The 23609-nt window shown below is 66.9% G+C and carries 23 protein-coding genes; 10 read left to right on the top strand and 13 right to left on the bottom strand.

Annotated features, from left to right (window positions below; genetic code table 11):
* Positions 1-4: 4 nt before the first annotated feature.
* Positions 5-736: a Crp/Fnr family transcriptional regulator gene (locus MWN34_RS03100; RefSeq protein ID WP_247026331.1), complete on the bottom strand. Its 732-nt coding sequence runs from the start codon at positions 734-736 to the stop codon at positions 5-7.
* Positions 737-1138: 402 nt separating this feature from the next.
* Here MWN34_RS03100 and MWN34_RS03095 point away from each other — a divergent pair, with 402 nt between their 5' ends.
* Positions 1139-2755: a phosphoenolpyruvate carboxykinase (ATP) gene (locus MWN34_RS03095; protein ID WP_247026330.1), complete on the top strand. Its 1617-nt coding sequence runs from the start codon at positions 1139-1141 to the stop codon at positions 2753-2755.
* A 36-nt stretch (positions 2756-2791) separates the two neighbouring features.
* Here MWN34_RS03095 and speB read toward each other — a convergent pair whose 3' ends face one another.
* From speB to MWN34_RS03070, 5 genes are all read right to left on the bottom strand, one after another.
* On the bottom strand, positions 2792-3694 hold the full coding sequence (gene speB, locus MWN34_RS03090) for an agmatinase (protein ID WP_281502850.1): 903 nt from the start codon (positions 3692-3694) through the stop codon (positions 2792-2794).
* Positions 3695-3777: 83 nt separating this feature from the next.
* The gene (locus tag MWN34_RS03085; RefSeq protein ID WP_247026328.1) at positions 3778-4554 is read right to left on the bottom strand and encodes a creatininase; all 777 of its coding nucleotides are present in this window, start codon (positions 4552-4554) and stop codon (positions 3778-3780) included.
* A 33-nt stretch (positions 4555-4587) separates the two neighbouring features.
* Positions 4588-5307 carry an SDR family NAD(P)-dependent oxidoreductase gene (locus tag MWN34_RS03080; protein WP_247026327.1) on the bottom strand — a complete coding sequence of 240 codons (720 nt, stop codon included), beginning with the start codon at positions 5305-5307 and terminating at the stop codon, positions 4588-4590.
* Positions 5301-6071 (bottom strand): SDR family NAD(P)-dependent oxidoreductase, encoded by a 771-nt coding sequence (locus MWN34_RS03075; RefSeq protein WP_247026326.1) that lies wholly within the window; start codon positions 6069-6071, stop codon positions 5301-5303. The genes MWN34_RS03080 and MWN34_RS03075 overlap by 7 nt, the downstream gene beginning before the upstream one ends.
* A gap of 131 nt (positions 6072-6202) precedes the next feature.
* Positions 6203-6832 (bottom strand): TetR/AcrR family transcriptional regulator, encoded by a 630-nt coding sequence (locus tag MWN34_RS03070; protein WP_247026325.1) that lies wholly within the window; start codon positions 6830-6832, stop codon positions 6203-6205.
* Positions 6833-6966: 134 nt separating this feature from the next.
* On the opposite strand from MWN34_RS03070, the gene MWN34_RS03065 reads away from it, so the two are divergent.
* From MWN34_RS03065 to MWN34_RS03045, 5 genes are all read left to right on the top strand, one after another.
* On the top strand, positions 6967-8055 hold the full coding sequence (locus MWN34_RS03065; RefSeq protein WP_247026324.1) for a putative urea ABC transporter substrate-binding protein: 1089 nt from the start codon (positions 6967-6969) through the stop codon (positions 8053-8055).
* Positions 8056-8153: 98 nt separating this feature from the next.
* Positions 8154-8972: an ABC transporter permease gene (locus tag MWN34_RS03060; protein WP_247026323.1), complete on the top strand. Its 819-nt coding sequence runs from the start codon at positions 8154-8156 to the stop codon at positions 8970-8972.
* Between the two features lie 3 nt (positions 8973-8975).
* Positions 8976-9767, top strand: coding sequence for an ABC transporter ATP-binding protein (locus tag MWN34_RS03055; RefSeq protein WP_247026322.1), 792 nt, complete (start codon positions 8976-8978; stop codon positions 9765-9767).
* A gap of 57 nt (positions 9768-9824) precedes the next feature.
* Positions 9825-11138, top strand: a complete 1314-nt coding sequence (locus MWN34_RS03050) for an NtaA/DmoA family FMN-dependent monooxygenase (RefSeq protein WP_247026321.1) — start codon at positions 9825-9827, stop codon at positions 11136-11138.
* A gap of 202 nt (positions 11139-11340) precedes the next feature.
* Positions 11341-11802: a flavin reductase gene (locus tag MWN34_RS03045; RefSeq protein ID WP_247026892.1), complete on the top strand. Its 462-nt coding sequence runs from the start codon at positions 11341-11343 to the stop codon at positions 11800-11802.
* Between the two features lies 1 nt (position 11803).
* Here MWN34_RS03045 and MWN34_RS03040 read toward each other — a convergent pair whose 3' ends face one another.
* Positions 11804-13171 (bottom strand): formimidoylglutamate deiminase, encoded by a 1368-nt coding sequence (locus tag MWN34_RS03040; RefSeq protein WP_247026320.1) that lies wholly within the window; start codon positions 13169-13171, stop codon positions 11804-11806.
* A 110-nt stretch (positions 13172-13281) separates the two neighbouring features.
* Between MWN34_RS03040 and hutI the strand changes: the two genes are divergently transcribed.
* Genes hutI through hutU form a run of 4 tightly spaced genes read left to right on the top strand, consistent with a single transcriptional unit; the run spans position 13282 to position 18536 of the window.
* Positions 13282-14487: an imidazolonepropionase gene (gene hutI, locus MWN34_RS03035; RefSeq protein ID WP_247026319.1), complete on the top strand. Its 1206-nt coding sequence runs from the start codon at positions 13282-13284 to the stop codon at positions 14485-14487.
* A complete protein-coding gene (gene hutH, locus MWN34_RS03030; protein WP_247026318.1) occupies positions 14484-16019 on the top strand; it encodes a histidine ammonia-lyase in 1536 nt (511 codons plus the stop codon). Before hutI ends, hutH begins: the two co-directional genes overlap by 4 nt.
* Positions 16020-16022: 3 nt before the next feature.
* Complete coding sequence (gene hutG, locus MWN34_RS03025) at positions 16023-16841, top strand: N-formylglutamate deformylase (RefSeq protein WP_247026317.1); 819 nt, start codon at positions 16023-16025, stop codon at positions 16839-16841.
* A gap of 21 nt (positions 16842-16862) precedes the next feature.
* A complete protein-coding gene (gene hutU, locus MWN34_RS03020; RefSeq protein ID WP_247026316.1) occupies positions 16863-18536 on the top strand; it encodes a urocanate hydratase in 1674 nt (557 codons plus the stop codon).
* 12 nt (positions 18537-18548) lie between these two features.
* On the opposite strand, the gene hutC is transcribed toward hutU, so the two are convergent.
* From hutC to MWN34_RS02990, 6 genes are all read right to left on the bottom strand, one after another.
* On the bottom strand, positions 18549-19322 hold the full coding sequence (gene hutC / locus MWN34_RS03015; protein WP_247026315.1) for a histidine utilization transcriptional repressor HutC: 774 nt from the start codon (positions 19320-19322) through the stop codon (positions 18549-18551).
* 110 nt (positions 19323-19432) lie between these two features.
* Positions 19433-20137: a fumarylacetoacetate hydrolase family protein gene (locus MWN34_RS03010; RefSeq protein ID WP_247026314.1), complete on the bottom strand. Its 705-nt coding sequence runs from the start codon at positions 20135-20137 to the stop codon at positions 19433-19435.
* The gene (locus tag MWN34_RS03005; protein ID WP_247026313.1) at positions 20137-20889 is read right to left on the bottom strand and encodes an ABC transporter permease; all 753 of its coding nucleotides are present in this window, start codon (positions 20887-20889) and stop codon (positions 20137-20139) included. Before MWN34_RS03005 ends, MWN34_RS03010 begins: the two co-directional genes overlap by 1 nt.
* 9 nt (positions 20890-20898) lie before the next feature.
* Positions 20899-21723, bottom strand: a complete 825-nt coding sequence (locus MWN34_RS03000) for an ABC transporter ATP-binding protein (RefSeq protein WP_247026312.1) — start codon at positions 21721-21723, stop codon at positions 20899-20901.
* Position 21724: 1 nt separating this feature from the next.
* Complete coding sequence (locus MWN34_RS02995) at positions 21725-22558, bottom strand: ABC transporter permease (protein ID WP_247026311.1); 834 nt, start codon at positions 22556-22558, stop codon at positions 21725-21727.
* A gap of 11 nt (positions 22559-22569) precedes the next feature.
* Positions 22570-23598, bottom strand: coding sequence for an ABC transporter substrate-binding protein (locus tag MWN34_RS02990; RefSeq protein WP_247026310.1), 1029 nt, complete (start codon positions 23596-23598; stop codon positions 22570-22572).
* Positions 23599-23609: the final 11 nt, after the last annotated feature.

The following is a 23609-nucleotide window of genomic DNA, read 5'->3' as shown; positions in this document are numbered from 1 at the left end:
CCGGTCAGATGATAGGCCGCGGGGCCGGCTCGTCCTCATAGTACTGGGCGAGCCGTTCCATCACCTTCGGGTTCAGCAGAGTGAGGCGGCCATTGCTCTGCGCAAACAGGCCCAGACGCCTCAGCCGTGCGATGGTCTTGTTCGTGTGAACCAGCGACAGGCCCAGCGCGTCGGCGATGTGGCCCTGATTCAACGGAAAGGGGATCGAATTGTCGGGCGCCACGAGGTCCAGCGTCCGGCAGCGCCTGTGCAGCATCAGGATAAGGGCCGCGACCCGCTCCCCGGCATTGCGCAAGCCGACCGAGACCAGGTTCTCGTCGACCATGCTTTCCTCATGGGCGCCGAGCCAGGACACCTCGAAGGCGAGCTGCGGCACCTGTTCGAAAAGCGACCACACCCGGCGGCGCGGGAAGACACAGAACTCAGCATCGGTCAGCGTCTCGACCCCGTGCAGCGAGGCATCGAACATCGCGCCCTGCAGGCCGATGAAGTCGCCGGGCAGGAGGAAGTGGAGGATCTGGCGGCGTCCGTCCGGCAATGTCTTGAAGCGGAAGGCCCAGCCGGAGAACAGGGTGTAGAGGTCGGCGTCCTCCTGCCCCTGCTGGATGAGCTCGGTGCCCGGCGGCACGGAAAGATGGTCGCGCTTCAAGGCGTCGAGAAAGCCGACTTCTGTCTCGGTTTTCGGCTTGAAGGCCCGCCGCCGCCTCAGCGGACATTCGAAACAGCGAACCCGCATCTCGCTCCGCCCTGATGCATCCGCTCCCTGCGTAGCACGCCACCCGCCATCACGCACGGGGCCCGCACACGCCGAATTGCAGGACGATTTGCGGGACATGGTTCACAAAAATTGACCGCCACCTCCGAAACGCCACCTACAATGGACGGATCGTGCTTCGCAAAACGTTGCGGGGGCTGAAACAGCGCAAGGGAAGCCCGGAGCCACCGGCAAAGGGCCTCGCTGCGTAAGGTCATGGGGTTGGACCTGCGCGGCAGCGTCCTGCGGCCGCGGGTCTCGCCACATTATCAGCACAAGTGATGAGGAAGACATCCGCTAGACCCATCACGTGCCCGCCTGGCGGGAACTCATGGAAGGAAACGGCGGCCCGCTGCGGCCGACCGGTCGCCAAGGAGAAGAGCCATGCAGGAAACCGGCACACGCAATGCCGAATCGGGCGCCGCCGCTTTTGGCCTCGACGGTTCGGGAATCGTGTTCTGGAACCTCACCGAGGCTGCGCTCTACGAGCGTTCCATTGCCCGTGGTGAAACCCGGCTCTCGGCTGCCGGCACTCTTACGGTCGAGACCGGACCAACCGCCACCTCCCTGCAAGACCGCTATATCGTGCGCGAGGACGTCAGCGAGGCTGAGGTGTGGTGGGGCGCGAACCAGCCCATCGGTCGCGAGGCCTATGACACACTGCGCGCCGATCTCCTTGTTTATGCCGCCGGCCGCTCGCTCTTCGCGCAGGATCTGTTCGCCGGTGCCGAGCCAGCCTATCGGGTCAATGTCCGGGCCTATTGCGAATGTGCATGGCAAGGCCTGTTCCTGCGCACCATGCTGCGCCGCCCGGAGCGCGAGGAGCTGGCCGACTTCATCCCTGCGCTGACCGTCCTGAGCATACCCGGATTCAAGGCTGACCCGGAACGACACGGCGTGCGCTCACAGGCGGTGATCGCGCTCGACCTAGCCCGTGGCGAGGTTCTGGCGTGCGGTACTCTCAATGCCGCCGAGCTGAAGAAAGCGGTGTTCGGCTATCTCACGCATGTCCTGCCCGCTCGCGGCGTGCTGCCGCTCCATGGCGCTGTCACGGTCGGCGAGAATGGCGACGCGGCGCTGTATCTGGGCTTGGCCGGCACCGGCAAGACCACGCTCGCCGTCGACGACGCCCGCACGCTTATCGGTGACGACGAGCATGGCTGGGGACCTTCCGGCCTGTTCAACATCGAGGGCGGTTGCCATGTCAGCGCAGCCCGGCTGAGCGCAGCGGCAACGCCGGAACTCTTCACGGCAGCGAACCGCTTCGGCACCGTGCTGGAGAATGTCGCGCTGAACGGCGAAACCCGCGAGCCGAACTATGCCGGCGCACACATGTCGAACGCCCGTGCCACCTTCCCGCTGGAGGCCATGCCGCATGCGAGCCTGAGCGGGCGCGCCGCCGCCCCGCGCACGCTCCTGATGCTTGCCTGCGACACCGAGGGCGTGCTGCCGCCGATCGCCCGGCTGAATCCGGTGATCGCGATGTATCATTTCCTTTCGGGCTACAGCGCTCGCTGGCCGGGAGCCGAGAAGGACGGCCCGCAGGGCGCGCAGCCCGAGACGACCTTCTCCCCCTGTTATGGCGCACCATTCCTGACCCGCCATCCCTCCGTCTACGCCAACCAGCTCCGGGCGCTGATCGAGCGCAACGAGGTAACGTGCTGGCTGGTAAACACCGGCTTCGTCGGAGGCCCGGCCGGCACCGGGCGACGGGTTCCGCTTGCCCTTACGCGGCGTTTGGTGGAGGCAGCGATCTCCGGCGCTCTCGGCGAGGCCGACAGCCGGACCGACCCCTATTTCGGCTTCTCCGTGCCGACCTCCTTCCCCGGTTTCGAGCCGCAGATGCTCAACCCCGCGCGCAACTGGCCGGACATCAAGTCCTATGAGGCCGCCGCGCGCCGCCTCGCCGGGCGTTTCGTCGAGAATTTCGAGCGCTTCGAGGAGGCGGTGGACGAGGAAGTCCGCGACGCCTGCCCGCGCCTCGCCATCGCCGCGGAATAGGACATCGCGCGACCGGGCGAACCCGGCCGCCCGGCTTCAGCCACGGCGGCTGGCGAGGGAATCCGCCAGCACGCAGAGCAGCTCGAACATGATCGTCGCCCCCGTCAGGGCGGTGAGGCCCGACGGATCGAAGGGCGGCGACACCTCGACCACATCCGCCCCGATCATGTTCACGCCCTGCAGCAGCCGCACCATCTGCTGCGCCTCGCGCGTGGTGACGCCGCCGATCTCCGGCGTGCCGGTGCCCGGCGCCTGCGAGGGGTCGATGATGTCGATGTCGAAGGACACATAGGTCGGCCGGTCCCCGACCCGTTCGCGCGCCTCGGCCATCACATCCTCGATGCCGCGCGCCACCAATTCCTCGATGAACACGATGCGAATGCCGACCGACCGCGCATAATCGTAATTCGCGGCGTCCGAAATCGCTCCCCGCAGGCCGATCTGGATCACCCGTTTGGGGTCCAGCAGCCCTTCCTCGATGGCGCGGCGAAACGGCGTACCATGAGTGTAGCGATGATCGCCGAAGAAGGTGTCATAGGTATCGGAATGGGCATCCAAGTGGATCATCCCCACCGGCCCGCCGAGCACCGGATTGTCCTTCACGAGCCCGCGTAGGATCGGCAGCGAGATCAGGTGGTCGCCGCCCGCGGTGAGCGGGGTTGCGCCCGCTTTGCGGATGCCGGTGTAAAAATCGGTAATGGCATCGAGGCAACCCATCAGGTCAATGGGATTGACCGGCGCATCGCCGCAATCGCCAACCTTGACGAGATCATAGGGCGAAATGCCGGAGACATGGTGCACCCGGCGCGTGAGGCTCGACTGGTTGCGGATCTCGCGGGGTCCGTGGCGAGTGCCGGCGCGGTTGGTGGTGCCGCCGTCGAACGGCACCCCGACAAGTGCGATATCGACTTCCTCCGGGCTGGCCATCGGCAGTCGCATGAAGGTGGGGATCGCCGCATAGCGGGGCGTGGTGCCGGAATCGACCGGCTGAAAATCGGCGAGAGTCCTGCCGTTCGTCGGGTTCACAGTCCGAACTCCGCCTTCACCGCCGCGGTGATGAGCGCGACATGATCGTCCATCAGCCATCCGCCCTTCTCTGCGGTCGAGCCGCGCGCATCCGCCAGCACACCGGAGCGCGGGGCGAAGCCTTCCGGCGTCGGCCAGATGTCATAGCTCGGGAACTGCGCCGGGCCGTCGTCGGGAGCCTTGTCGATCTCGACGAGATCCGGGCGCACCAGCATCATCAGCGAGGTCTCGATGAGGCTCGCGTGCTCCAGTTCCGTGCCGGGGAACATCTTGGGGTGGTAGAGCCGGTGATGGGTCGCCGGCTCGACGAAGTCCCAGTATTCCAGCCGCATGATCTTCACGTCGTCGAATCCCTCGCGCGCGAGGTCGCGGAAAGCGAGGTCGATGCCCTCCACAGCCGGCCAGCCGTTCTCGAAATGGCCGATCACCACGATGATCTTCTTCACGCCGTCACGCCCGAGCGCCCGCACGATATCGCGCACCACGAGGATCAGCGTCAAGACGTCGAGGCTGGTGGTGCCAGGGAAGGCCTCCCCGCCGCCCGAACGCGGCTTCGACTTGGCGCCGTAAGGCAGAGTGGGAGCGACGAGACCGCCCACTTGGCGAGCCACGCGCTCGCACACCGCCGTGGGCAAGTATACGTCGACGCCGAGCGGCGAGTGCGGTCCGTGCTGCTCGGTGGCGCCGAGCGAAAGGAAGACCGGCGCGCCGGCCTTAATCTTCGCCTGATATTCGGGCCAGCTCAGCTCGGCCATGAAGACGCTGTCGACCATAAGGATACCCTGCCGTAATGATGATGAGCTGGCTCAATGCATACCCGCGCCGCCATCGACGCTGAGGCACTGGCCGGTAATAAAGGAAGCTCCGGGCGAGGCGAGGAACACCGCCGCAGCAGCGATCTCCTCCGGCCGGCCGATGCGCCCGAGCGGATTGTTCGTCTCCAACGCCCGCTGCGCCTCGTTCATCGCGGAAAAGCCGAGCAGCGGTGTATCGACCGGTCCTGGCGCGATGGCGTTGACGAGGATGCGGGGCGCCAGTTCCCGCGCCCATGCCCGCGTCGCCGAAAGCACGGCCCCCTTCGTCGCGCTGTAACCGGAGGCGCCGGCCCGACCGAGATAGGCGAGTTCGGAAGCGATGTTGATGATACGCCCACCCTCGCCCATCGCCGGCAGCGCGGCGCGAACGACAACGAACGGCGCGCGGACATTGATAGCCAGCATTCGGTCGAGGCCCGCAGGATCGAAGTCCGCCAAATCGCCCTCCACGAGCAACCCCGCGCAATTGACGAGGATGTCGAGCCCGCCGAGCCGCGCAGTCGCCGCCTCCACCGCCGGACCTATAGCAGCGCCATCCGACAGGTCTACGAGCATCCAGTCGGCGTCGGGCTCGGCGGGCGCCTTCAGATCCAGTCCGACAGTGCGGGCGCCGGCAGCCTTGAAGGCGAGCAGGATTGCCCGCCCGATGCCGCTTGCCGCCCCGGTGACGAGGGCGCGGCGGCCGGCGAGCATTGCAGAGGATTCTACCATGGCGTGTCTCCACGATCAGCGCCGAGCGACTGGCCGGTGACATTGGCCGCAAGGTCGGAGGCGAGGAACAGATAGGTGCCGGCGATGTCGGCGGGCTCCATCAGGCCCGGAAGCGCCTGCGAGCTGACGATATCTGCGAGCAGCGCTTCTTCGTCCGTCCCGGTCCGCACAGCCATGGCAGCGAGCGAGCGCATCGACGCCACCGTGCGCACCCAGCCCGGGCACACTGCATTCACCGTGATACCGCGCGGCCCTAGTTCCTTCGCCCAACTCTTGGTGAGCCCGATCACCGCATGCTTGGAGGCGACATAAGCGCCGAACAGCGGCTCGCCGACCCGTCCCCAGATCGAGGCGGTGTTGATGATGCGCCCACCCGTCCCCATCAGCGGCAACGCGGCGCGCGCGACAAGAAAGGTACCGGTGATGTTGATGTCGAGGATTCGGCGGAACCGCATCTCGTTCTCAGCACTGGCATCGTCCAGCGGGGTGATGAGTTCGAGGCCGGCATTGTTCACCACGACATCGAGCGGGCCGATGGCTCCCAGCACCGCTGTGACCGCCTCATTATCCGTGATGTCCACCCGATACGGATCGGCGCCGAGCCGGGCCGCCGCCTCGGTTATACCGACGTCCTCCGCCAGCATGTGAAGCTTCGCGCCTGCCGAGGCGAAAGCTTCGGCAATGCCGTAACCGATGCCGCGGCTGGCGCCGGTGATGAGCACGCGCCGCCCGGCGAGACCGAGAGCGGAAGGAAGCAGGGACATCTTGGCCTAACCGAATCGAAGGGACGATCCGCACGAGCGTGTGCAGGGTGAAAGGCTCGCTGGGCGCCCCATGGCTGGCTATCTCCTTTGGGCAATAATTGCTTCGCCGGCGTCCGATGCAGCCGCGACGTTCATGACCGGCTCCGCTGCGAGATGCGCAGGATGTCGTCGAGAAAACCGGCAAGGTCGCGAATGTCCTGAACCACCCGGTCGTCGCCGCGACTGCGGGATGCGAAGAAGATGCCATCCAGCATCAGGCCGATGCGGCGGGCGGTCGTCGCCACGTCGATGAGAGGAAAGTCGCCGCGCGCGACACCCTTGGCGAGTGCGGATTCCAGCAGGTCGCGCTCGCTTTGGTAGAAGCCGGCGATCAGGGCGTCGATCTCCGGCGCGCGCACGCCGGAGGACGCATAATCACCCATGAGCTGTACCATCCGCACCAGCATCGGGGCCATCACGACATGGGTGTCGAGCCACGCCTCGATCTCGGCGCGGGCATCGTCCAGAGCCTGCCGACGCTCCGCGTAGCCCGTCATCAGGTTGGCGATGGCATATTCCAGCGCGCTGCGTACAAGCGCATCCTTGCTGTCGAAATAATGGTAGAGCAATCCGACATTGATGCCGCAGGCGAGTGCGATATCGCGCACGGACACGCCGGAATAATGCCGCTCAGCAAAAAGGCGCAGCGCCTCTTCGAGGATCAGGGTGCGGCGTTCAGCGGGCTGGAGTCGGCGGCGCGGCGCCTTTTCAATCAATGGCATACGAACAATCCGCCCCCAGTCCGCCGCTATTTTGTGCTGCCCAATAGTTAGGCTTGCTCCACCCTATTAAGTCATCGCTTAATAGCCATGTCCAGCGCTGCCCCCGCGCACCCCTTTTCAGGAGCCGCCCGACCATGAAGCGTTTGAAGCGTGCCGTCCGCGCCTGCGCCCTTCTCCTTGCAACGCTCGCCACGGTCGGCATCGCCGCGCACGGCACCGCCGAGGCCGCGGCCAAGAAGAGTTTCAAACTCGCCTACACGGTCTATATCGGGTTCATGCCCTTCTCCTACATGAAGTCGTCCGGCATCATGAAGAAGTGGGCGGATAAATATGGCATCGATGTCGACCTCATTCTCGCGAATGACTATGTCGGCAGCGTCAACCAGTTCATCGCCGGCGAGATCGACGCGGTCGGCGTCGCCTCCATGGACGGCCTCACCATGCCGGCGGCAGGCGGGGTCGACACGTCCGTGTTCCTCATCACCGACTATTCCAACGGCAACGACATCGTCCTTTCCAAGACCGCGAAGGACGTGAAGGAATTGTCCGGCCAGGAGGTCTACCTCCTGCAGTACAGCGTTTCGCACTATCTACTGAACCGCGCGCTCCAGAAGGCGGGCGTCGATCCGGCCGGGGTCAAGACGGTGAACATCTCCGACAGCGAGATCTCCGCCGCCTTCGTCTCACAGGACGCGATGAAGCATGCCGTCTCCTGGAAGCCGCTCACCGAGGACATGCTCAAGGTGAAGGGCGCCACCAAGCTGTTCGACAGCTCGGGCATTCCCGGCGAAATCATGGACGTGTTCATCGGCAAGACCGAGACGCTGAAGGACAATCCCGACTTCGCCAAGGCCGTCCTCGGCGCCTGGTATGAGGCGCTCGGCATCCTCAAGGCCGGCGGCCCGAAGGCCGAGGAGATGCGCGCGGTGATGACCAGCGCCATGGGCACCGATGCCGGCGGCCTGCAGAGCCAGCTCGACACCACCCACTTCTTCTATACGCCCGCCGACGCCTACGCCTTCCTGACCGCCGCCGAGAACGCGAAGATCTGGGACAGCATCCGTACCTTCTGCTTTGCGCAGGGCCTGTTCGGACAGGGCGCCTCCAGCGTGGATGCGATCGGCATCGAGACGGCTGACGGCACCGTGCTCGGCGACAAGAACAACATCAAGATGCGTATCAACGCCTCGTTCACCAAGCTCGCCGCCGACGGCAAGCTGTGAGCGCCTGAGCGCCATCGATGGCCGCCGCCCGGAGCGGCGGCCACTTTCCCGAGCCCAGCGCCCTCACCTGCCCCACCAACGGGAGCCGGAGGCCCTTCATGCGCCGCATCATCAATTACGCGCCGGGTAACGGCACCCGCATCGTGCTGGGCGCATTGCCCTTCGTCGTGGTGCTGCTGGTCTATCTGGCCGGCTCCAATGCGCGGCTCGCCATCGATCCGGCCGACAAGCTGATGCCGGCCTTCGCCTCCTTCTATGCCTCCATTACCCGCCTCGCGACGACGGTGGACATCGCCACCAAGCAGTATCTGCTGTGGTGGGACACCGCGCTCAGTCTGTGGCGGCTGGTGCAGGGGCTCGGCATCTCGGCGCTGCTCGGCCTGGTCCTCGGCATATTGATCGGCTTCATCCCCCATCTGCGCGCGATGTTCGAGCCCTTCATGGCGGCCTTCTCGCTCATCCCGCCGCTCGCCGTACTGCCGATCCTGTTCATCCTGTTCGGCCTCGGCGAACTGTCGAAGATCGTGCTGATCGTGTTCGGCATCGCGCCCTTCATCATCCGCGACGTGATGCTGCGCGTCGCCTCGATCCCGCGCGAGCAGATCATCAAGGCGCAGACGCTGGGCGCCTCCACCTGGCAGATGATCACCGGCGTGGTGCTGCCCCAGGTGCTCCCGCGCCTGATCGACTCGGTGCGGCTCTCGCTCGGCGCGGCCTGGCTCTATGTCATCGCCGCCGAGGCAATCACCGCCGAGGGCGGGCTGGGCTACCGCATCTTCCTGGTACGACGCTATCTGGCGATGGATGTAATCCTGCCTTATGTCGCCTGGATCACCCTTCTCGCCTTCCTCATGGACTGGGGCCTGCGCCGGCTGAATGCCGCGTGCTTCCCCTGGGACCGGATCCGGGAGGGTTGAGCCATGACGACCATCGTCCTCGACGACGTCTGGAAGGAATATGACGACCGCATCGTGCTGGAGCGGGTGAACCTCACCCTGGACGACCACGAGTTTCTCGTCATCATCGGCCCCTCCGGTGTCGGCAAGACCACGTTGCTGCGCATGCTTCTCAGCCAGGAACGACCGACCCGCGGCCGCATCCTGATCGACGGCGAACCGATCGCGCCAGAGCCGACGCATGATCGCGGCGTTGTGTTCCAGCGTTATTCGGTGTTCCCGCACCTCACCGTGCTGGGCAACGTGATGCGCGGACCGCAATGGCTGGCCTCGCCCATTCTCGGCCGGCTGTTCGGGGCGAAGCGCCGGGCGCTGGAAGAGCAGGCCATGACGCTGCTCACCCGCGTCGGGCTCGCGGAACATGCGAGCAAATATCCCCAGCAGCTCTCCGGCGGGATGCAGCAGCGGCTCGCACTGGCGCAGGCCCTCATCATGAAGCCCAAGGTGCTGCTGCTCGACGAACCCTTCGGCGCGCTCGATCCCGGCACGCGAGCCTCGATGCACACGCTGGTCCGCGAATTGTGGGAAGAGAACGAGATGACCATCGTGATGGTCACGCACGATCTCTCCGAGGCGTTCCTGCTCGGCACCCGCGTCATCGCCGTGGACCGGCCGCGTACCGATCCGCAGGCGCCGGAACGTTTCGGCGCCACCATCTCCTCCGACTTCGAGGCCAAGAGCCGCATCGTTCGGCAGTCCCGCCGCTTCGAGGCGGAACGCCAAAACGCGCGCCTCCAGCTCATCTCAGCCCATTGACCGTGCCCCGCCGCAGCGGTGCAGAGCGCTGCGGCACATCCTGCAAGGACCGTCCCCATGGCCGACAACCGCTTCCATCTCGCGTGGTTCATGAACTTCACCCCCGACGAGTGGCGCGAGCCCTTCGGCCAGGGCGGCAAGCCGTGGGACGGTCAGTTCTACATCGAGATGGCGCAGGCCCTGGAGCGCGCTTGCTTCGATCTTATCATGATCGAGGACAAGCTCATGGTGCCGGAGACCTATGGCGCCTCGCGCGACCTCTCGCTGAAGCACGCCATGATGGTGCCGAAGGCCGATCCCGCCCCGCTCGCGGTCGCCATGGGCATGGCGACGCAGCATCTCGGCGTGGTCGCCACCATGTCCACCATGGCGTATCCGCCCTTCATGCTGGCGCGCCTCTCCTCCACCATCGACAGCCTGACCAAAGGCCGCTTCGGCTGGAACGTGGTGACCTCGGCCGAAGACCTCATGGCGAAGAATTTCGGCATGGACCGCCTGCCCCCGCGTGAGGACCGCTACGGCATGGCGGAAGAATATATGGAGGTGGTCGGCAAGCTGTTCGAAAGCTGGGAGCCGGACGCCGTGGTGCTCGACCGCGCCAACGGCATCTATGCCGATGGCTCCAAGGTCCACAGCATCGACCACAAAGGCACATATTATCAGGTCCGCGGGCCGCTCAACACCGTGCCCTCGCCGCAGGGCCGTCCCTGCTACCTTCAGGCCGGCGCCTCGCCGCGCGGGCGCGATTTCGCCGCCCGCCATGCGGATGCGATCGTTTCAGTGGCGAACGGCGTCGCTGGCATGAAGGAATTCCGGGACGACATCCGCGCCCGCGCCGTGAAGATCGGGCGCGATCCGGACGAGATCAAGGTGTTCTTCTGCATCACCCCCAGCCTCGGCGAGACCGAGGAGGAGGCGCAGGCCCGGTACAGGCGCGTGACGATGTCGGACAATTTTGCCACCGACGTGCTCATCTCCATCTCCGCCATTACCGAGATCGACTTCGCCCAATTCGACCTCGACAAGCCCCTGCCCGAGAAGCTGGTGACGAACGGCGAGTCCGGCACGCTCGACAAGTTCCAGCAGTGGGGCTCCGGCAAGACTCTGCGGGAACTTGCAGCCGATGGCGGCGGCGGCCTCGTTTCTTCGCTGGAACTGATCGGAACCCCGGCGCAGGTCGCCGAGAAGATGGGCGAGGCAATGGCCGAGGTTGGCGGTGACGGCTTCCTCATCACCACCCCGGTGCTGCGCGTGGGCCGGCGCTACATCGCCGAGATCACCGACGGGCTGGTGCCGGAGCTGCAGCGCCGCGGGCTTGTGCGCTCCGAATACAAGCACCAGTTGCTGAGAGACAATCTGCGCGAATTCTGAGTGCCTTGCCGGGCCTCTCAAAGGCTCGGCATCTCCATCGCAAAAGCGCCGCGCAGGCGGCGCCGAGGAGGTCGGAATGGGACAATGCCAGCCCCCGGAGAACGTACAGCGCGGGGCCGAACCGGTGGAAGCATCGCTCGTGGGCACGAGGATCGAGGCGGATCGCCGGCCCGCGGTGACGCGTCAGGAATTCCGGGACGCCATGGCCCGGCTCGGCGCCGCGGTGAATATCGTCACGACGGACGGACCGGCGGGGCGCACCGGCTTCACCGCCTCGGCGGTTTGCAGCGTGACCGACGAGCCGCCGACGCTGCTGGTCTGCATAAACCGCGCCTCCTCGGCCTATCCGATCGTAACAGCAAATGCCGTCATCTGCGTGAACACGCTCGCGGGCGACCATCAGGAACTGTCGAACCGCTTCGGCAGCAAGGTGCCCCCGGAAGAACGGTTCGCTATCGGCGAATGGCGCACCGCGCATACCGGGGCGCCGCTTCTGGTCGGCGCGGCAGTATCCTTCGACTGCCGGATCGCGCGAGTGGTGCCTGTCGGCACCCATGACGTGCTCTTCTGCGAGGTCGTGGGTCTTTCGGCCGGCGATGCCCGGGAAGGGCTGATCTATTTCGGTCGGCGCTATCATGCCGTCACGGCGGGCGGCGCCGAATAGCTCAGCCGCCCAGCCGCGCCATGCTGGCGCGAAACCGGGCCTCGATGCTCTCGCGCGCCCGGTGGCGGCCCGCCTCCACCACCTTCTCGCCGCCCCGCCACACGCAATCAACCCCGCCGCCGCGGCTGGCGAAGATCCAGGCATCAAGGAGCACATCGCCCTGCCTCCCGGCAAAGGCAGCGCGGGTGAGATCGAGGCTGACGATATCGGCGCTCGCTCCCGCGACCAGCCCGGCCCCCCCCTGCCCCAACGCCTGCGCCCCGCCGGCCAGCGCGCCGTCGAACAGGCTGCGCCCGGTGGATGCGCCGCTGTGCGAGGCCAGCACATTGCGCGCGCGCCAGCCGAGACGCTGGGAATATTCCAGCAGCCGCAGCTCGCCGGCGGCGTTTATGCAGACGTTGGAATCCGAGCCCACGCCGTAGCGCCCGCCTGCCGCGACGAACGCCTCGGCCGGGAAGATGCCGTCGCCCAGATCCGCCTCGGTGATCGGGCACAGCCCCGCCACCGCTCCACTCGCGGCGAGACGAACGGTTTCGGCCTCCGTCATGTGAGTGGCATGGATCAGGCACCAGCGCCCATCGACCGGGGCATGCTCCAGCAGGTAATCGACCGGACGTCTGCCTGACCAGGCCAGGCAATCATCCACCTCGCGCATCTGCTCGGCGACGTGAATATGGATCGGGCCATCCGTCAGCGGGAGCAGAGCGGCGATCTCCTCCGCCGTTGCGGCCCGCAGGCTGTGCGGGGCGAGCCCGAGCACGGCGTCGGGCAAGGGAGCGATGGCGCGGGCGCTCGCCTCCATGAGCCGCGAGAAGCGCTCGACGTCGTTGATGAAGCGTCGCTGGCCGGGCGCGGGCGCCTGCAGACCGAAGCCGCCATGGGCATAGAACACCGGCAGCAAAGTAAGGCCGATCCCGGTGGCTTGCGCCGCTGCGGCGATGCGGGCGGCATGTTCGCCGAGGTCGGCATAAGGCGTGCCGTCGCGGTCGTGGTGCAGATAGTGGAACTCCCCGACGCGGGTGAAACCGGCTTCCAGCATCTCGACATAGGCCTGTGCCGCGACCGCCTCGACGTCCTCCGGCGTCATCCGGTCGAGCGCCCCATACATCACCTCGCGCCAGGTCCAGAAGCTGTCGGTGGAGGGCCCGCGCACCTGCGAAAGCCCAGCCATGGCGCGTTGGAACGCGTGACTGTGCAGGTTCGGCAGGCCGGGAAGGCCGACGGCGTGGCGCTCCGCACCGGCCGGGGGCACCATCCCGGCATCAACCCGCGCAATGCGGCCTCCTGCGACCTCCACCGCGACCTGCCGCGCCCAACCTTCGGGGAGCAGCGCGGCCTCGAACCACAGATGCGCGGCGGGTGTGGTCATCGGGAGCGTCCTCCGGGGTCAACGGCTCGGAACGGCGGGAGTCGATGCAAATATGTATAGACATTATTCCGCATCCCTGTCACCCTTCCTCATCTTCACATGAGGGCAAGATGCGCTGCGATCGGCTTTGGCGGGATGCGCGGCTGGCGACGTTGGCGCCGGGCCGCGAGGCAATGGGCGTGGTCGAGGATGGACTTGTCGCAAGCCGCGACGGCCGCATTCTCTATGCCGGCCCGGCGCAGGACGCTCCCACCTTCAGGCCGGGCGAGGTCATCCGCTGCGAGGGGCGCTGGATCACCCCCGGCCTGATCGACTGCCACACCCACCTCGTCCATGGCGGCAACCGGGCCCATGAGTTCGAACTGCGCCTCGCCGGCGCCTCCTATGAAGAGATCGCCCGCGCCGGCGGCGGCATAGTCTCGACCATGAAGGCGACGCGCGAGGCGAGCGTCGACTCCCTCGTCGCAAGCGCCCTGCCCCGGCTCGACGCCCTGCTCGCGGAAGGCGTCACCACGGTCGAGGTGAAGTCCGGCTACGGTCTGGCGCTGGACGCGGAGCGCCGCAGTCTGCAGGCGGCCCGCGCGCTGGGCGAACAGCGACCGGTAGCGGTGAAGGCGACTTTCCTCGGCGCCCATGCGCTGCCGCCGGAGTTCAGCGGCGATGCCGACGGCTATGTCGATCTGGTCTGCGACGTTATGCTGCCCGCGCTCGCCGGCGAAGGACTGGTCGACGCCGTGGATGCGTTCTGCGAGGGTATCGCCTTCTCGCCGGAGCAGGTTGCACGGGTCTTCGAGGCCGCGCGCGCCCATGGCCTGCCGGTCAAGCTGCACGCCGACCAGCTTTCCAACCTCCACGGCGCCGCGCTCGCCGCAAGCTGCTGCGCGCTCTCGGCCGACCACCTCGAATACACCGATGAGGAAGGCGCTGCCGCCATGGCGGCCTCCGGCACCGTAGCCGTACTGCTGCCCGGCGCGTTCTACTTCATCCGCGAGACCAGGGTGCCGCCGGTCGATCTGTTCCGCCGCCACGGCACCCACTTGGCGCTCGCCACCGACAACAACCCCGGCACCTCACCGCTCACCTCGCTGCTGCTGACCATGAACATGGGCGCGACCCTGTTCCGCCTCACAGTCGAGGAATGCCTCGCCGGCGTCACTCGCGAGGCCGCCCGCGCGCTCGGGCTGCTGCATGAGGCGGGTACGCTGGAGCCCGGCAAGTGGTGCGACCTCGCGATCTGGGACATCGAGCGCCCAGCCGAACTGGTCTACCGCATGGGCTTCAACCCGCTTCATGCCCGCATCTGGAGGGGCGCATGACGTCCATCGTGCTGAAACCCGGTTTCGTCCGCCTTGCCGACTGGAAGGCGATCTACCGAGGTGCCCCGGCCCGGCTCGATCGCGCGGCCTATCCTGCGATCGAGCGCGCCGCGGCAACTGTGGCCGCCATCGTCGCGAAAGGCGAAGCGGTTTACGGCGTCAACACGGGATTCGGCAAACTTGCCAGTGTGCGCATCCCGGGCCCCGACCTCGCCACCCTCCAGCGCAACATCGTGCTCTCTCACGCGGCGGGCGTCGGCGAGCCGATGCCGGTTCCGATCGCCCGGCTGATGATGGCGCTGAAGCTCGCCAGCCTTGCGCAAGGGGCATCCGGCGTCACAATCGCGACCGTCACATTGCTGGAAGCGATGCTGGAGAAAGGACTGACGCCGGCGGTGCCGTCGCAAGGCTCGGTCGGCGCCTCGGGGGACCTTGCCCCGCTCGCGCACATGACCGCCGCGATGATCGGGGTCGGCGACATCTTCGTTGAAGGTCACCGGCTGCCCGCAGCCGTCGCGCTGGCCGATGCCGGGCTCATTCCTGCCGAACTCGGACCGAAGGAAGGGCTGGCGCTCCTGAACGGCACCCAGTTCTCGACGGCCAATGCTCTCGCCGGTCTGTTCGAAGCCGACAACCTGTTCCGCTCGGCGCTCATGACCGGCGCGCTGTCCACCGATGCCGCCCGCGGCTCGGACGCGCCGTTCGACCCGCGCATCCACGCGCTGCGCCGCCATCGCGGGCAGATCGAGACCGCCGCCGCGCTGCGGGGGCTGATGGACGGATCGGCGATCCGCGCCTCGCATCTCATCGGCGATGACCGCGTGCAGGATCCCTATTGCCTGCGCTGCCAGCCGCAGGTGATGGGCGCATGCCTCGATCTTCTGCGGCAAGCCGCCGCCACGCTGGCGACCGAGGCGAACGGCGTCTCCGACAATCCGCTGATCTTCCCGGAGGAAGGCGAGGCGCTCTCCGGCGGTAATTTCCACGCTGAGCCGGTGGCCTTCGCCGCCGACACCATCGCGCTCGCGGTGTGCGAGATCGGTTCCCTCGCCGAGCGGCGCATCGCCATGCTGGTCGATCCGGCACTGTCCGGCATGCCAGCCTTCCTCACGCCCAAGCCGGGCCTGAATTCCGGGTTCATGATTCCACAGGTCACCGCCGCGGCGCTGGTCTCCGAGAACAAGCAGCGCGCCTATCCGGCCAGTGTCGATTCCATCCCGACCTCGGCCAACCAGGAGGACCACGTCTCCATGGCCGCCCATGGCGCGCGGCGCCTGCTGGCGATGGTGGAGAATGCCGTCGCGGTGCTCGGCATCGAATATCTCGCCAGCGCGCAGGGCTGCGACTTCCACGCTCCGCTGGCCTCGAGCACAGTGCTGGAACAGGCGCGCACGCTGCTGCGCGAGCAGGTGCCGCATCTGGATGAAGACCGGCATTTCGCGCCGGACATGGAGGCTGCCAATGCGCTGGTGCGGTCCGGGGCGCTGGCCGGGCTCGGCGGCGAGGCACTGCCCGGCGCGCTGGAGGGTTGAGCGATGACGGCGCCCGCCTTCATCACGGTGACGCGCGGGGAAGCGCCGCTCATCCTATCGCTGCCCCACACCGGCACCGACATCCCGCCGGAAATCATGGCAGACCTCGCTTCGCCATGGGTGGCGCGGAAGGATTGCGACTGGTGGATCGACCGGCTCTATGCCTTTGCCGCCGGGATGGGCGCCACGCTGGTGCGCACCGGCGTCTCTCGCACGGTGATCGACGTGAACCGCGATCCCTCGGGCTCCTCGCTCTATCCCGGGCAGGCGACAACGGAGCTCTGCCCCACCACCACCTTCGACGGCGAGCCGCTCTACCGCAAGGGGCGCGACCCGGATGTCGCGGCGCGCAAGGCGGGCTGGTTCGTGCCCTATCACGCGACTCTGGAAGCCGAGGTCGCGCGGCTGCGGGCGCTGCACCCCCGCGTCGTGCTCTATGACTGCCATTCCATCCGCTCGGTGATCCCGCGGCTGTTCGAGGGCGTGCTGCCCTGTCTCAATATCGGCACCAATGCGGGCACGAGCTGCGCCCCGGAACTGCAGGTCGAGATCGAGGCGATCGCGGCGGGAAGCCGCTTCTCCTTCGTCAGCAATGGCCGCTTCAAGGGCGGCTGGATCACCCGGCATTACGGGCGCCCGGAGGAGGGTGTCCACGCCGTGCAGATGGAGCTCGCCTGCCGCGCCTACATGGCCGAACCCACCGGCCCGGCGGACGAAGGCAACTGGCCCTCCCCCTTCGACGACGCCACGGCCGCGCCGATCCGCGCCGTTCTCGCCCGCATCCTCGATGCCTGCCTCGCCTTTGCCCGCACCGGCATCTGAACCGATCAAGGACCCGCCCCGATGACCTCGACCCGCATCGACAATGCCCGCACCATCCGTGCCCCGCGCGGGCCCGAGCTCAACGCGAAGAGCTGGCTGACCGAAGCCCCCCTGCGGATGCTGATGAACAATCTCGACCCCGATGTCGCCGAGCGACCGGGAGAGCTGGTGGTCTATGGCGGCATCGGCCGCGCCGCGCGCGACTGGGAGAGCTTCGACCGCATCGTTGCCAGCCTGAAGGAGCTGGAGGACGACCAGACCCTGCTGGTGCAGTCCGGCAAGCCGGTCGGGGTGTTCCGCACCCACAAGGATGCGCCGCGCGTGCTGATCGCCAACTCCAACCTCGTGCCGCATTGGGCGACCTGGGAGCATTTTCGCGAGCTCGACCGCAAGGGGCTCGCCATGTATGGCCAGATGACGGCCGGCTCCTGGATCTATATCGGCGCGCAGGGCATCGTGCAGGGCACATATGAGACGTTCGTCGAGATGGGCCGCCAGCATTTCGGCGGCTCGCTGACAGGCAAGTGGATCCTCACCGCCGGACTCGGCGGCATGGGCGGGGCGCAGCCGCTGGCGGCCACCATGGCCGGGGCGAGCTGCCTTGCCATCGAGTGCCAGCCGAGCCGCATCGAGTTCCGCCTGCGGACCGGCTATCTCGACACATCGACCACCAGCCTCGACGAGGCGCTGATGATGATCGAGAACGCCTGCGCGGAAGGAAAGGCGCTCTCGGTCGGCCTGCTCGGCAACGCCGCCGAGATCCTGCCGGAGCTGGTGAAGCGCGGCGTGAAGCCGGACATGGTGACCGACCAGACCTCGGCCCACGATCCGGTCAACGGCTACCTGCCCATCGGCTGGAGCCTCGCCAAATGGGAGGAGATGCGCAGCTCCGACCCGGATGCGGTGAAGACCGCCGCCAAAGCCTCGATGGCGGTGCATGTGAAGGCGATGCTCGACTTCTTCCACGCCGGTATCCCGACCGTGGATTATGGCAACAACATCCGCCAGATGGCGCAGGACGAGGGTGTCGCGAACGCCTTCGATTTCCCCGGCTTCGTGCCCGCCTATATCCGCCCGCTGTTCTGCCGCGGCATCGGCCCCTTCCGCTGGGCGGCGCTCTCCGGCGACCCGGAGGACATCGCGAAGACCGACGCCAAGGTGAAGGAGCTGATCCCGGACAATCCGCACCTCCACAACTGGCTGGACATGGCCGCCGAGCGCATCACGTTCCAGGGCCTGCCGGCGCGCATCTGCTGGGTGGGATTGGGCGATCGCCACCGGCTCGGCCTCGCCTTCAACGAGATGGTGCGCAAGGGCGAGCTCAAGGCGCCGATCGTGATCGGCCGCGACCATCTCGATTCCGGCTCCGTCGCCTCGCCCAACCGCGAGACCGAGGCGATGCGGGACGGTTCCGACGCGGTGTCCGACTGGCCGCTGCTCAACGCCCTGCTCAACACCGCCTCGGGCGCGACCTGGGTGTCGCTGCATCATGGCGGCGGCGTCGGTATGGGCTACTCCCAGCACGCCGGCATGGTGATCGTGTGCGACGGCTCGACGGATGCTGATGCCCGCATCGCCCGGGTGCTGTGGAACGACCCGGCCACGGGCGTGATGCGCCATGCCGATGCCGGCTACGAGATCGCACTCGACTGCGCAAAGGAGCACCAGCTCGATCTGCCGGGCATCCTCGGCTGAACGTGCGCGGCCTCAGTCGGCCGGGCTGTCCGGCCGACCATGCGGCCCCTGCGGAGAGAAGTGCGCGACCAGGTGATAGAGGTCGCCGCGGAACACCTGCCGCACGACGGTGATGGTGTCCGCACCCCGCCAGGTGCGGCGCTCCAGGACGAGGCAGGCTGCGCCCCTCGGCAGATCCAGCGCGCTTGCCATCCGGACGTTTGCGGCGATGGCGCTGATACGATGCTCGGCCTCGGTCCACGGCACATGGCCGAGCAGCCATGAGCCGGGCGGCGTCGCGGCGAAATCGACCTCGGCGGCCTCCGGAACGGCGGCGAGGCTGATGACGCGCTCCTCCAGCGCGAGCGGACGGCCATTGGCGCGATGCAGGCAGGTAAGGTCGAGAAGCGCCACGCCGGTCCCGGCAAGGTCTACCGGATCGCCCTCCCCGGGCCGGCGAAGGCGGCGCGCGATCAGCTCATAGCCGTAGGACTCGCCGCGGCGGGTAACCTCCTCGCGTATGTCGGGAATCTCCAGCACCGCCGACTGAAGGTGAGGCTGGGCCACGAACGACCCCGCACGGCGCCGCCGCTCGATGAGGCCGGCTCCGGCGAGGGCCGCGATGGCCTTGTTCACCGTCATCCGGGCGCAGCCATATTGCCGCGTCAGCTCGTGCTCGAAGGGGATGCGATGGCCGGGCGGCCACTCGCCGGAGAGGATCTTCGCCTCGATGTCGGCCCGGATGCGCTGGTGCAGCGGCAGCACGGGGGCTTCCGCGTCCGTCTCGCCTGTCCGCCCATCCGCCACGCGCTACGCTCCCCGCCCGGTCGTCGCCTGCGATTATGCGTAGACATAATGGAATAAAAAGCAAGGCGGCCCGGCGCGATGGCACCGGGCCGCCCATGTTGCTGAAACGCTCAGACGACCGTGACGTCGAGCGTCGTCACACCATCCACTGCACCCTCCAGCCGGTCGCCGCGCACGATGGCGCCGACCCCGGCCGGGGTGCCGGACATGATGACGTCGCCGGGCTTCAGCTCGAACAGGCCGGAGAGATAGGCGATCATCTCCGGCACCTTCCAGATCATCTGGTTGAGGTCGCCCTGCTGGCGCAGCTCGCCATTCACCTTCAGCCACACCTTGCCGGTGTCCGGGTGGCCGATCCGGCTCGCCGGGACGAGCCCCGAGCACGGCGCGGAAGCCTCGAACGCCTTGCCCACCTCCCACGGCCGGCCGAGCTTCTTGGCCTCGCCCTGCAGGTCGCGACGGGTCATGTCGAGGCCGACGCCGTAACCCCACACATGGTCGAGCGCGCGCTCCACGGGGATGTTGACGCCGCCCTTGCCGAGCGCGACCAGCATCTCGATCTCGTAGTGCACGTCCTTCGACTTGTCGGGATAGGGAAAGCTGCCGGTGGTGATGACGTTGTCGGGATTCTTCTGGAAGAAGAAGGGCGGCTCCTTGTTGGGATCATGACCCATTTCGATGGCATGCTCGGCATAGTTCCGGCCCACGCAATAGATGCGGTGGATCGGAAACAGCTTGTCGCTGCCGATGACCGGAAGGGTCGGGATCGCCGGCGGTGCGATCACATAGGCCGTGGTGTCGGTGGGGGCGTTCATCAGCGGACTCCTGCGTAAAATTCCACTCGTTTCTCAAGGCGTTCGATCAGGGCCGAGACCAGCATCGCGAAGGCGAAGAGGATGAGGGTCAGCGCCCAGAAATTGTTCATGTCGAAATTGCGCGAATAGAGCTCGAACAGCTCGCCATAGCCGATGATCGACACCAGCAGCTGGCCGATCACCACGCCCTTCACCCCGCGCACAAGCCCGAGCCGGATGCCCGCGAGGATTTCCGGCAAGGCGGCGAGCAGGATGATCTTGCCGTAGAGCGCCGGCCGCGAGGCGCCGTAGCTGCGCGCCATCTCCACCAGCGAAGCCGGCACGTGCTGGATGCCGGCACGGGTGTCCAGCACGATGATCCACACCGCGAACAGGAACACGGTTACCACCACGGTGGTCTCGCCCATGCCGAACAGGATCATCAGCACCGGCACGAGGGCCGAGAGCGGCGCGGAGACGAAGATGTTGACCCAGATGCCGAGCAGATTGTCGATCGCCTTCACCCGCCCCATCAGCACCCCGAGCGTCGTGCCGGCAACAATGGCAAGGACCATGCCGAGCGCGAAGCTGCGCAGCGTGGTGACGGCGGCGGCCTGCCAGCTCCCCGTCTGCACGAGGTCGATGCCCGCCATCACCACGGAACTGAGTGGCGGCACGAGGAACATCGCCCCGGACTGGCCGACGATCTCCCAGACCACGCACCAGAACAGGAGCGAGGCCATCATCGGCACGCGATAGCCGCAAATGGTCATCCGTCCCTCCTAGTCAACATAGCGCTTCAGGCCCTGCCAGATTGCCTCGACCGTATCGAGATAGCTCTGGTCGCGGCGTATGGCGTCGGGCGAGGCGGTGCGGTCGATCTCCGGTTCGATGATTTGTGCCACCCGGCCGGGCCGGCGGGAGAGGATCACGATGCGGTCGGAGACATAGACCGCCTCCTCGATCGAATGGGTGACGAAGATAAAGGTCTTGTTCTCCAGCGCGACGAGGCGCAGCAGATCCTCCTGGAACTTGCGACGGTTCTGCTCGTCCACAGCCGAGAAGGGCTCGTCGAGCAGCAGCACGTCGGCGTTCACCGCGAAGGCCCGTGCAAGGCCCACGCGCTGGCGCATGCCGCCCGAAAGTTCATGCGGATATTTGTCCTCGAATCCGGCAAGCCCGACCTCGGCGATATATTTTCGGGCGATCGCCTGCCGCTCATCCTTGCCCATGCCGCGCAGTTCGAGCCCGAAGGCGACGTTGCGCATCACCGTGGCCCACGGCATCAGCGCGAAGTCCTGGAACACGAAGGCCCGTTCCGGCCCCGGTCCGGTGACGGGGCGCCCGTTCACCCGGATCTCGCCTGCGCTCGGCTCGTTGAGCCCGGCGATGATCTTGAGCAGCGTCGTCTTTCCGCAGCCCGAGGGACCGAGCAGGGTGGTAAGCCGGCCACGCGGAAAATCGAGGTCGATGCCGCGCAAGGCCTCCACGTCGCCGTAGATTTTGGAAATTCCCCGCACCTCGACGGCGATGTCCTCGCCGGGAGCTGAACGGTCGATGGCGGCGTGGTCGATGGCGGCCTGCGCCGCCGCAGTGATGTTGCGCATCTCAGCCTCTCCGCTTTTCCGGCCGCAGCACGCGAAGCTCGAAGGCTTCGAGCGCGGCCAGGGTCAGGGTCGACACGACGATGATGGAGACGACGGCGGCATACATCTCGGGATAATCCGCCACCGAGCGGTGATAGGTGATGAGGTCGCCGATGCCGGTCGGGGTGATGAGGAGTTCGGCGAGGATGACGCCGATGAAGCCCGCGGCGAGACCGAGCCGCAGTCCGGCGAAGATCACGGGGCTGGCGTCGGGGATGATGATCTTCACGATACGCTGCCAGGCCGACCCCTGGAACGAGCGGCACATGTCGACCAGCGAGGGGTTCACGTTGCGCACGGCCTTGTAGCCGTTGAGCACGATCACCGGCAGCGCCAGCATGATGACCGCCAACGTCTTGGACAGCAGCCCGATGCCGTAGACGAAGGTGATGAGCGGGATCAGCGCCGCCATCGGCGCGGCCTGCAATACGATGAAGACCGGCGCGGCCAGCCATTCGGCGGTGCGCGACAACCCCATCGCCACACCGAGCCCGACGCCGAGCACCGCGGAAATCCCTATGCCGATGACCAGCGGCTGCAAGGTCGAGGCATAGGCGGTCACGAAGGAACCATCGAGGGTCAGGCGCAGGAAGGCCCGTGCCGTCTCCAGGAATGTGGGAAAGGCGAAGCTGATCGGGATTCGGCCGGCGATCTCCCAGACAAGGAAGAACAGACCGAGCGAGGCGAGCCGCCAGAGCGAAGGATGAGCGCCGAGAAGTCCGCGCAGCGGTCGCCGCGCGGGTCCGGCTTCGGGAGCGACGCGCACGGCGCCGTTCACCTCGAGGGGTGCCGCCATCGGTGCCGGCCTCAATTGGTGCCGACTTTGCCGAGGGCGGTGTTCAGCGGCCCGAGTTCCCAGAAATCAGCCACCTTGAGGCTGGCCGCGTCACCCTGAAGCTGGCCGGACAGTGTGTAGAAAGCGAAGTCGTCCTTTGCCGCCGCTTCGCCGCCGCCATTCTCGGGATAGGCGCCCGCCTTCACCTGCTCGGTGAAATAGGGGACGATCTCGGCAGCCTGGTCGGCCGGCAGGTCGGGCAGCAGCTTGTATTTCGCGCGCCATTCCGCGACCACGGCCGGATTGTCGTTCACATCCCGCCATGTCTGCAGCACCGCCTCGGTCAGCGTGGCGACATCCTTGGCATTGTCCTTCAAGAAGTCCTCGCGGGCGAACAGCGCTTCGTCGGTGGCCGAAACACCTTCCATCGGCAGCACGATGAACTTGCCGGGCGCCTTGGCTTCCAGCAGGCGTCGGCCGGCGGCATCCACGATGCTGGCCTTCACATTGCCCTGCAGGAGCGCGCCGGCGCGCACTTCCGAACCCGGCACATAGCTGATTTTGGAGAAGGCGATACCCTTCTTGTCCGCCATCATCTTCATGACCGCCTCGGTGCCCGAACCGCGTGAATGAACCGCGATCTCCTGTCCGTCGAGGTCCTTCCAGTCCTTGTAGAACTCCGCATTCACCACCGGATAGAAGCGCAGGGTCGAGAGCTGCAGGAACATGCGCACCGGCACCTTGACCTTCTGGATCAGCGCATAGGGACCGCCGACACCGATATCGGCCTGCCCGCTGACCACCGCCTGCGCGGCGATGTCCTCGGACTTCAGGAAGGTGAGTTGGACATCGACGCCCTGCTCCTTGGCACGCTCGAAGGCGACCAAGAGGTTCAGGGTTTCGGCGCTGGCGATATCACCCAAGGCGACGCGGACCGTGCCGGCATCGGCCGGAGCGGCGAAGGCGAGAAGGCCTGCAACAAGCGCGGCAAGGCCGGGGCCGCGAAGGACGCGGCCGGCGCGGGACGAGGGAAGGGATCGGCAGGCTTTGGCGTTGGGCATGTTCGACTCCC

Source organism: Ancylobacter crimeensis, assembly GCF_023016805.1.
Taxonomy (GTDB): Bacteria; Pseudomonadota; Alphaproteobacteria; order Rhizobiales; family Xanthobacteraceae; genus Ancylobacter; species Ancylobacter crimeensis.
The sequence above is the reverse complement of the archived record's forward strand: the minus strand, read 5'-3'. Positions and strand labels throughout refer to the sequence as shown.